The sequence below is a fragment of the Acinetobacter sp. HR7 genome (assembly GCF_000773685.1).
GTDB classification, from domain to species: domain Bacteria; phylum Pseudomonadota; class Gammaproteobacteria; order Pseudomonadales; family Moraxellaceae; genus Acinetobacter; species Acinetobacter thermotolerans.
The window spans coordinates 1-9,285 of the sequence record NZ_JPQO01000176.1 but is presented as its reverse complement, the minus strand read 5'-3'; the positions used below and the strand labels follow the sequence as shown (position 1 = coordinate 9,285).

Below are 9,285 nucleotides of genomic sequence, written 5' to 3'. Positions count from 1 at the left end.
GTATTTACATACACTCATTTTTACTACATTTTACTAATATTTGCTTAACTGACTGGCATTACTCCATGTGAGGGCTTTTTTATTATTTATCTTTTTTATAAAAATACATCACTCCATCTTAGCTCAAAATTAATAGAAAAATCATTCAAGCTAAGTGCTTACTTATCTTCACATTTCTTTGCGCGTTCTCACTTGAATGCAGAACACTTTTCAAACAATCTCAAAGCTAGACTGCAAATTAAACGATATCGTTGCTGGACTCAAAACGATAACTCTACAGCGCATTCATGACCTAAGTCTTCATCTATTTATATCTGTCTTAAGGACATAAAAAAAATCATCCATGAATGCCGAAAACCTGGAGAAATATAACAATGCTATTTATTTTTGCTGTTCTGCTCCTCCTGCTGTGCTTATGGGCTGTTTTCTATTTTGAGCTCTCCCGAACCACGGGCGCATTTTCCCTGATTATTGCTTCGATTCTGGTCGCATTTATTAGCCCGTGGTCGCTCATCTTTGGCATTCCATTGATCATTATTAATCTGATTGTACTGATCGATCCATTGCGGATGGCAGTGATTACCCGTCCTTCTTATCGAGCGCTGGCCAATGCCATGCCAAGCATCAGCCCAACCGAGCGTGAAGCATTGGAATCCGGAACCAGCTGGTGGGAAAAAGAACTGTTTATGGGAGCACCGAACTGGGAAATTTTTAATAACTATCCTTATCCAAAGCTGAATAATGAAGAACAGGCTTTTTTGGACAATGAAGTGGAAACCCTGTGCAGCATGCTGGATGAATGGCAAATTCACGAGCAGAAAAAGCTGCCGGAGCATATCTGGCAATTTATCAAGGACAATGGTTTTCTGGGGCTGATTATTCCCAAAGAATATGGCGGGCGTGCCTTTAGTTCCTTTGCGCAAAGCCGCGTCATGAGTAAGATTGCGTCCCGTTCACTGACGACTGCGGTGAGTTGCATGGTGCCTAACTCGCTCGGTCCCGGTGAGCTGCTATTGCATTATGGTACAGAAGAGCAGAAAAAACGTTATCTGCCGGGCCTAGCCAAAGGACAGGAAATTCCCTGCTTTGGTTTAACTAGTCCAGAGGCCGGTTCCGATGCAGGGGCAATTCCAGATACTGGGATCGTCTGCTATGGTCAGTTTGAAGGTCAGGAAGTACTGGGCCTGCGAATGAATTTCTCCAAACGCTGGATTACCTTGGCTCCAATTGCCACTGTCATCGGTCTCGCATTCAAAATGTATGACCCGGATCGGCTGCTGGAAGGTCCTGCAGAATACGGCATTACCTGTGCCCTGCTGCCAGCGAGTCATGAAGGCGTGAAAGTCGGTCCACGGCATAATCCGGGTTCACCATTTATGAATGGTACGGTGGAAGGCAAGGATGTATTTATTCCATTGGACTGGATTATTGGTGGGGTAAAAAATGCCGGTAAAGGATGGCGAATGTTGATGGAATGTCTGGCAGTCGGTCGCGGGATTTCCCTGCCCGCATTGTCTACTTCAAGTGCTGAGATGACTTATCTAAATGTCAGTGCATTCTCGCGTATCCGTCAACAATTTAAAATTTCAGTGGGTAAATTTGAGGGTGTACAGGAAGCCAATAGTGAAATTGCCAGCGATACCTATATGCTCGAAGCATTCCGTTATCTGGTCACCTGCGGCCTGAATCAAGGTGGTAAACCAGCGGTGATGACCGCGATTGCCAAATACTATGCCACTGAAACCATGCGTAAAATTGTCAATCACGGCATGGATGTAGTCGGCGGTCGTGCCATCCAGATAGGGCCACGTAATTTCCTGGCACTCAATTATCAGGCAATTCCGGTATCCATTACTGTAGAAGGTGCTAATATCCTCAGCCGTTCCCTGATGATTTTCGGCCAGGGTTCGATGCGTTGTCATCCTTATCTATATGAAGAACTGCAGCTACTACAGGCAGAAGATAAAGATGCAGCAATGCAAAGCTTTAATGAACTGCTCTATAAGCATCTCGGCTATACCTTTAATCGTACGGCACGTTCTGTGGCTTATGCTTTTACCGGTGGTTCAGGTGCTGCACCGCAAAGTTCAGTTGATTTTACCCGGCCGTATTACAAAATCATTAACCGACTAAGTGCCAACTTTGCCCTGACTGCAGATATGTGTCTTGGCCTACTGGCGGGTGACATTAAACGTAAGGAAATGCTTTCCGGACGTCTAGCAGACATTCACGCTCATCTGTTTATTGCCTCTGCAATTCTGAAATTCTTTGAACATAGTAAGAAATCTGAAGCAGATCGTCTGCATGCCAAACTGGCTGTAGAAAAATCCCTATATACGGCACAGGAAGCGTTTTATGACCTGTTTGCCAATTTTCCGGTGGGCATTGCTGCTGGTCTGGTCAAATTTATCTGCTTCCCGTTTGGACGACCTGTAAAAAAACCATCAGACCAGCTGAAACAGCAAGTCGCCAATGTCATGATGGAAGACAATGCTTTCCGGAATGTGCTGAAAAAGCACGTTTACTACAGCACTGCTGAGGATGATGTGAATGGCCGTATGGAATCGACCTTTGCCATGCTGCTGGATATTGAACAACTTTGGGATCGTTTCAAAAAAGCTGAAAACAAAAATAAGTTCAAAGGACTTAGTTTTGCTGAGCATGTGGCAGATGCGCGCAAACAAGGTTTTATCAATGAACATGAAGCAGAAAAGCTGCTGCACTATAACGCCAAACGTTATGACAGTATGCTAACTGATATCTTTGACCTGCATCTACAGCGTGTGTTGGAACTGGAAAATCCATATCTTGAAAAAGCCGATTCTACTGGAACAGATACTTCCAGCCAAACCGATCCATCCCATCCCGCTACACCTTAATTTTAAGGCTTCACTGTTATTTCCAAAACGGAGTAATTTTACTCCGCTTTGGATTATTCTCCAAAGTGGCTTTTCAGCCACTTTTTTATGACCTTTGCACAATGGTATTTTGATAGGAAAGGACTAGTTAGGTGCATAAAAAAATTGAGGCAAAAACATGTCATTACAATATTATGAAAATGGCTTAAAAGTTCGTACTGAAGTGATAGGTGAAAGTATCGCTCATTAATTACCATTGCTTTCTTTACCGCTGAAAAGACTCCAACCGAACTCAAAAGCCATGTGCATGTGTGCATTGCGCTTTAAATAATGGTGCGACGGTTGAGGTAATTCAGGAAGTGTTATTACATAGTCTTCCCTACTGCGGTGCACCAGTTGCGCAGGAAGCTTTCAGTGCAACTTTGGAAGTGATTCAGGATTATCATGCAGATCAGCAGAATTAAAAAATTAAGACTTTTCCAAACATAAAAAAATCCCTCCGAAGAGGGATTTTTAAAAAACTAGATTTAGTGATTAGCGTGGCAATGGAATATATTGCGAAGACGCATTTTGCTGGGCTTGACGTTCACCAACAGTTACTTCCAGATCCAGTTTCTTGCCATCACGCTCCACTTCAATGATGATTTTGCTACCTGGAGCTTGTAATGCCACATAGTTGATCAAGTGGGAAGCGGTCGTAATCACTTCTTTATCCACCTTGATAATGCGGTCACCACGTTTTAGACCGGCTTTGGCTGAAGGACCATTTGCCAATACATCTGCAACGACCACACCCTGCTCAACCGCCTGCGATAGTTCATTGCGCTGTGACGGCATCAAACTGATACCGAGCCAGCCACGCACTACACGACCGTCTTTCAGGATTGCATTCATCACTTGCTGACAGATTTTTGCTGGAATTGCAAAGCCAATCCCCAGTGAACCACCAGATTGCGAGAAGATCGCGGTATTCACCCCAATCAAGTTACCCGCCACATCAATCAGCGCACCACCTGAGTTACCCGGGTTAATCGCTGCATCGGTCTGAATAAAGTCTTCATAGGTATTAATCCCCAGATCAGAACGACCTGTGGCTGAGATAATCCCTTGAGTCACGGTTTGGCCAACACCAAACGGGTTACCAATTGCCAGCACCACATCTCCGACCTCATTACCACTCAGTTTAAATGGCAAGACCGGCAGTTTATCAAGTTCAATCTTGATCACGGCCAGATCCGTATCCGGATCAGTACCAATCACTTTGGCTTCAGCACGACGACCATCATTCAAGGCCACAATGATCTGATCAGCACGTGCAATCACGTGGTTATTGGTCAGGATGTAACCATCCGCACGTACAATCACCCCAGAACCCAGACTGTTTTCATTCGGCCCTTGCGAGAACTGCTCTGGAAGCTGATCCCCAAAAAACTCACGGAACACCGGATCATTCAATAAAGGATTGTCCTGTTTCTTCACTTTCTGGGTAGTGAAGATATTCACAACGGCTGGTGCAGCCACTTTAACCGCATTACTATAGGAGCTCACCCCACCCGTACGTGCCGTTTCCAGTAAAGGCTCGACTTTCTCCGCAGGCATCTTCACACCATCTGGTGCGACAGGTGCCTTGGGCTTCTGATATTGATGCCACCCAAGAAAAATGATGATCACTAGGATCAACAACACCCAAGGTAACCATGTAAAGGTCCGACGCACGTTATTATCCTCTAAATTTTTTAATTCGTTGATGACAAAGTAATTTGTGACCTATTGTAAAACTAAACACAAAACTAAACATAAAAAATGCAAAAGAGATTTGTGCTGCTTTAGTTACAATTCAAAATATGTTTTGATGGGTGCAATTTAAAGGTTTAGCGAGAAATTTATGGCGAAATTACAGGATATTATTCAGTGGTGTGACCAGACTTTAGCTGCTGCTGAATTTAAGGACTTTGCCCCGAATGGTTTGCAAATCGAAGGCAAAGCTGAGGTCAATAAAATCCTCTGTGCCGTGACCGCTTCACAAGGCGCAATTGAAGCAGCGATTGACCAAGGTGCTGACCTGTTACTGGTACATCATGGCTATTTCTGGAAAGGTGAACCGTATCCGATTACCGGCATGCGCGGCCAACGCATTAAGACCTTAATTAAAAATGATATTTCTCTGGTGGGCTATCACTTACCTTTAGATAGTCACCCTACATTTGGTAATAATGCAGCCATTGCCGACCTGCTGGAACTGGAACATCTTGAACCGCTTGACCCGAATGAACGCCGCCCAATTGGGAATATCGGTTATTTAAAACAACCGATGAGTCCAGAAGCCTTTAAAGCCTATGTCTCAGAACGCTTGGACTATGATGCCATTCATTTACCAGCAGACAAGACAGAAATTCAAAAAGTCGGCTTCTGTACCGGTGGCGCACAGGATTTTATTCATAAAGCTGCAGCACAAAACTGCGACGCCTATATTTCCGGCGAAGTTTCAGAACGCACTTTCTATGAAGCACAAGAACTAAATGTACATTATTTCGCCTGCGGTCATCATGCCACTGAAAAATATGGTGTTCAACGCCTAACAAAAGCTATTTCACAGCAGTTTAATATTGAGTATAGTTACTTCGAATTAAACAATCCGATTTAATTTCACCAGACGGTATTTGACAGCGGCTTTATACGTATAAATTCAGGCTTTATTCTGTATTCTTATTTATCTGTAATGCGCATTTCTGCCTGTTTTTCTATTACAATAAGGCCACTTATTGTCAAAACCCAGCAAAATGCAAGGAATTGAAAACATGACAACCATTACTTTACCACCATTACCATACGACTACGACGCTCTTGCTCCACACATCAGCAAAGAAACTTTAGAATACCACCACGACAAACACCACAACACTTACGTGGTTAACCTGAACAACCTGATCGCTGGTACTGAGCTTGAAGGCAAAACTCTGGAAGAAATCATCAAAGCAACTGCTGGCGATGCTTCTAAAGCAGGTGTATTCAACAACGCCGCTCAAGTATGGAACCACACTTTCTACTGGAACTGCTTAACTAAAAACGGTGGCGGTAAAGCAACTGGCGCTTTGGCTGCAAAAATTGACGAAGCTTTCGGTTCTTACGAAAAATTCGCTGAAGAATTTGCTAACGCTGCTGCTACTCAATTCGGTTCAGGTTGGGCTTGGTTAGTTGCTGACGAAGTAAACGGTAACCTTTCTATTCTGAAAACTTCTAATGCTGATACTCCAATGGCTCACGGTAAAATTGCTGTCCTGACTATCGACGTTTGGGAACACGCTTACTACATCGACTACCGTAACGCTCGTCCTAAATATATCTCTACTTTCCTTGAAAGCCTGGTGAACTGGGACTACGCTAACGCTAAATATGCAGGTCAACCTGCTGGTGTTGAGAAATAATTTCTTATTTCTAAGCCTAAAAAATCACCCTTTATGGGTGATTTTTTTATTTTGAGCACATAAACGCATATTTATAAAGCAAACGTTTCATTTCTTTCAATTAATTGGTTGACGACCTGCACTTTCCTCCCTAAAATGCGCATCAGATTCTCCAATAGCTCAGTCGGTAGAGCGACGGACTGTTAATCCGCAGGTCCCTGGTTCGAGCCCAGGTTGGAGAGCCACTTTTCTCCCATAGCTCAGTCGGTAGAGCGACGGACTGTTAATCCGCAGGTCCCTGGTTCGAGCCCAGGTGGGAGAGCCAAGATTCCTAAAAAGCCCACTCATGATGAAGTGGGCTTTTTTTATCGGTGTCATTTTTTTGTCCGAATATTTTTAGGAGATATGCTGAATGCTTTAGCCCTCCTACTTATAATTCTACTTCTACAAAAAAAGCTTTAAATTCAAACAAATTAAAACCAGATAACTAAGCTAACTTGTCTTTAGATTATTTTTAAAACATTCAAACCAGAATTATCGCTTTTTTCACAAAAGTTCCTTGACCCCTTTCAAAATCTCTCTATAATCGCTTTCAGATTCTCCAATAGCTCAGTCGGTAGAGCGACGGACTGTTAATCCGCAGGTCCCTGGTTCGAGCCCAGGTTGGAGAGCCATCTATTCTCCCATAGCTCAGTCGGTAGAGCGACGGACTGTTAATCCGCAGGTCCCTGGTTCGAGCCCAGGTGGGAGAGCCAAGATTCCTAAAAAGCCCACTCATTGCGAAGTGGGTTTTTTTATTTGCTATTTCTTCTGTCGTGTTCCATTTGAGTCAGATTATTTTCTTTGTGATTGGCTGCCTGGCAACGTTTGCCTTGATTTGCCTGCTCTTCCCACAACTCTTCGCCCGTCGACAAAAATTTTATCCCAAACGTGTCATTACACCGTTTGAAAGCAAGATGTTCACTCGTCTAAAAGATGCCTTTCCACATCATCATATCTTGGTGCAAGTGGCTTTTAGCGCGCTAATCACGCATGACAATATAAAAATGCGCAGCAAGTTCAACCGCAAGGTCACGGACTTTGTGGTGATGGATCGGGACTATAATGTGGTGGCAATTATCGAGCTAGACGACCCAAGTCATATTGGCAAAGAAAAAGAAGATGCGGAACGTGATGCGATGCTGATCGCTGCAGGCTATACCGTTGTCCGATACACCGAGATTCCGAGTATCAGACAACTACAGCGAGATTTAAGATAGATTCAAAAAATTATTGATCAGGCTTAGCTTCCGATGTTACCTGCCCTTCGGCTTGTGCCTGCTGTTCCGCAGCCTGTTTTTCCGCAGCTTCACGCGCTTTGATACGGGCAATCATTTCTGCCTGTTGCTGCTTATATTTTTCCTGGTTTTTTGCATCACTATTGATGGCTAAGAAAGCCATACTGACCAGGAAAATGGGAATACATAACGCAAGCGTACCAAAGATCACCAGCTTTTTAATACTACGCGGCTGTGGCTGCTGAGACATAACAAACCTATATTCATTACTTTTCATTGCACCACACTATAGCAAGCTCAAGGCTAGAATTAAACGCAATCAAAAAGGAGCCGAAGCTCCTTTACATTTATCGTGGTGTATTTGCTGGCATATGTTCACGAATAAAATCAACCAATTGAGTATTACTTTGAACAATCGCTTGCGTATGCGATGCATTTTCAACAGGAACAAAAGTTACGGATGTACCCAGATCAGCTAAGTTTTGCTGTAACGCCTCAGTGATTGGATATGGTACTGCCATATCTGCTGTTCCTTGAATAATCATCACAGGCACATTAATTTTTTCTGTTCCAGGTTGATTTTCTGTTAGGAATTTTGCCACTGACGGATTATTCTGAAAATCATTTACCAAACCTGGATAATCCAGAACAGTCCTATCCTCATTTTCATTTAGATATAAATTAATGTCCTCTATATAAGCACCAATTAAAGGACTTAAACAAAGTCCATTTTCGCCAGTGCTCCCTTCGGCCTTTTCAGCCACAACTCCAGCTCGTTCAGAAAAAATATTTCGATAATTAAAATCTGGCTCATAAGCTTTGATGCCTACAGCTACATAAGCCGCATACGCAAGCAATTCAGCATAGACAGCTTTTGCCGTTTCAACCTGCCCAGCATCGACCAAGTCTTTTAAAGCTTGTGGTGCTACCTGACTAATAATTACACCTAAGCTTGAGGCAGGTGCAGCTGCAACCGCTGCCTTGTAATTTGGATCATTATCAGCGACTTGAGCTGTAGCAAGTGAAGCATGTCCTCCTTGCGATTGCCCCACCGATACCCATGCTCCATTAAAATTATTACCTTGTTGCTGTTTAAAGGCTCTTACCGCATAAATTGCTGATTGGGCGGCGCTATTCAAATGTAAATAAGGATGGATTCCCCGAGTACCTAATCCTTCATAATCCGGGGCGACGATGACATATCCTTGTGCAAGAAGACTGCTTGCCAAGGTTTTAAAGTTTGTATTAAGCAAATTACGACTTGGCGCACATGAATCACCACTTCCTACCGTTCCATGCTCCCAAACCACAACACGCCAGCCATCACGAGGTCGTGGAGTATTCGGATAAAGTACCATAGCAGTTGCTTCGGCTAAGTCACCGCGCACATTTGGCATGTTATAGCGCATGACCTGAATATTCGATGCTTCAGCAAATGTATCAGCAGTATAAGGCTGTTGACTTAAGAAAATCCTTTCATCAGGAGTGACGGGAATACGGCGGTCATCATCATCGTCATTACACGCTGTCATCAACAATGACATCGAACAAACAACTGCCAGACAGGTTTTTTTGAAACCGTTTTTCACTATATTATTCATATTCTTTTCCCTTGTTATTCTTTATGATTTTCATGAAGAATCTAGAATTAAACTTGACATCCTCTCCGACCTAACAAAGGGGAATCCCCCCCCGGGAAAGGGGGGGGGGGGGGGGGGAAAGGAAAAAAAGACCAAAAACCCCAAA

General features: G+C 43.5%; 7 protein-coding genes, 4 tRNA genes and 1 pseudogene. 9 read left to right on the top strand and 3 right to left on the bottom strand.

The genetic code is table 11. The annotated features are described in order from the left end of the window. The first annotated feature begins 374 nt into the window (after window positions 1–374). Together GW12_RS09650 and GW12_RS09645 are read left to right on the top strand one after the other, a co-directional pair. Window positions 375–2,879, top strand: coding sequence for an acyl-CoA dehydrogenase (locus tag GW12_RS09650; protein ID WP_034586915.1), 2,505 nt, complete (start codon window positions 375–377; stop codon window positions 2,877–2,879). A 213-nt stretch (window positions 2,880–3,092) separates the two neighbouring features. Then, window positions 3,093–3,322, top strand: a pseudogene (locus GW12_RS09645) (carboxymuconolactone decarboxylase family protein); the annotation flags it as partial. 70 nt (window positions 3,323–3,392) lie between these two features. Here the strand turns inward: GW12_RS09645 and GW12_RS09640 are convergent. After that, window positions 3,393–4,574 carry a S1C family serine protease gene (locus GW12_RS09640; protein ID WP_034586912.1) on the bottom strand — a complete coding sequence of 394 codons (1,182 nt, stop codon included), beginning with the start codon at window positions 4,572–4,574 and terminating at the stop codon, window positions 3,393–3,395. Between the two features lie 169 nt (window positions 4,575–4,743). Between GW12_RS09640 and GW12_RS09635 the strand changes: the two genes are divergently transcribed. From GW12_RS09635 to GW12_RS09605, 7 genes are all read left to right on the top strand, one after another. Beyond that, entirely contained in the window at window positions 4,744–5,502 is a 759-nt protein-coding gene (locus GW12_RS09635) for a Nif3-like dinuclear metal center hexameric protein (RefSeq protein ID WP_034586909.1), read from the top strand. Between the two features lie 154 nt (window positions 5,503–5,656). After that, on the top strand, window positions 5,657–6,283 hold the full coding sequence (locus GW12_RS09630) for a superoxide dismutase (RefSeq protein WP_034586905.1): 627 nt from the start codon (window positions 5,657–5,659) through the stop codon (window positions 6,281–6,283). 148 nt (window positions 6,284–6,431) lie between these two features. Then, window positions 6,432–6,507: transfer RNA gene (locus tag GW12_RS09625), tRNA-Asn, on the top strand. Window positions 6,508–6,511: 4 nt separating this feature from the next. Beyond that, a tRNA-Asn gene (locus GW12_RS09620) sits at window positions 6,512–6,587 on the top strand. Window positions 6,588–6,860: 273 nt separating this feature from the next. Further along, a tRNA-Asn gene (locus tag GW12_RS09615) sits at window positions 6,861–6,936 on the top strand. Between the two features lie 5 nt (window positions 6,937–6,941). Beyond that, window positions 6,942–7,017, top strand: a tRNA-Asn gene (locus GW12_RS09610). 60 nt (window positions 7,018–7,077) lie between these two features. Next, a complete protein-coding gene (locus GW12_RS09605) occupies window positions 7,078–7,521 on the top strand; it encodes a DUF2726 domain-containing protein (RefSeq protein WP_034586918.1) in 444 nt (147 codons plus the stop codon). Between the two features lie 10 nt (window positions 7,522–7,531). Here the strand turns inward: GW12_RS09605 and GW12_RS09600 are convergent, their stop codons facing one another. Both GW12_RS09600 and GW12_RS09595 read right to left on the bottom strand, forming a co-directional pair. Next, on the bottom strand, window positions 7,532–7,789 hold the full coding sequence (locus tag GW12_RS09600; protein ID WP_034586902.1) for a hypothetical protein: 258 nt from the start codon (window positions 7,787–7,789) through the stop codon (window positions 7,532–7,534). A 97-nt stretch (window positions 7,790–7,886) separates the two neighbouring features. Next, complete coding sequence (locus GW12_RS09595) at window positions 7,887–9,140, bottom strand: lipase family protein (RefSeq protein ID WP_034586899.1); 1,254 nt, start codon at window positions 9,138–9,140, stop codon at window positions 7,887–7,889. Between the last annotated feature and the right edge of the window lie 145 nt (window positions 9,141–9,285).

Coding starts and splice junctions, on each gene's coding strand:
- GW12_RS09650 (WP_034586915.1), top strand. CDS start 375: ATGCTATTTATTTTTGCTGTTCTGCTCCTCCTGCTGTGCTTATGGGCT.
- GW12_RS09635 (WP_034586909.1), top strand. CDS start 4,744: ATGGCGAAATTACAGGATATTATTCAGTGGTGTGACCAGACTTTAGCT.
- GW12_RS09630 (WP_034586905.1), top strand. CDS start 5,657: ATGACAACCATTACTTTACCACCATTACCATACGACTACGACGCTCTT.
- GW12_RS09600 (WP_034586902.1), bottom strand. CDS start 7,789: ATGTCTCAGCAGCCACAGCCGCGTAGTATTAAAAAGCTGGTGATCTTT.
- GW12_RS09595 (WP_034586899.1), bottom strand. CDS start 9,140: ATGAATAATATAGTGAAAAACGGTTTCAAAAAAACCTGTCTGGCAGTT.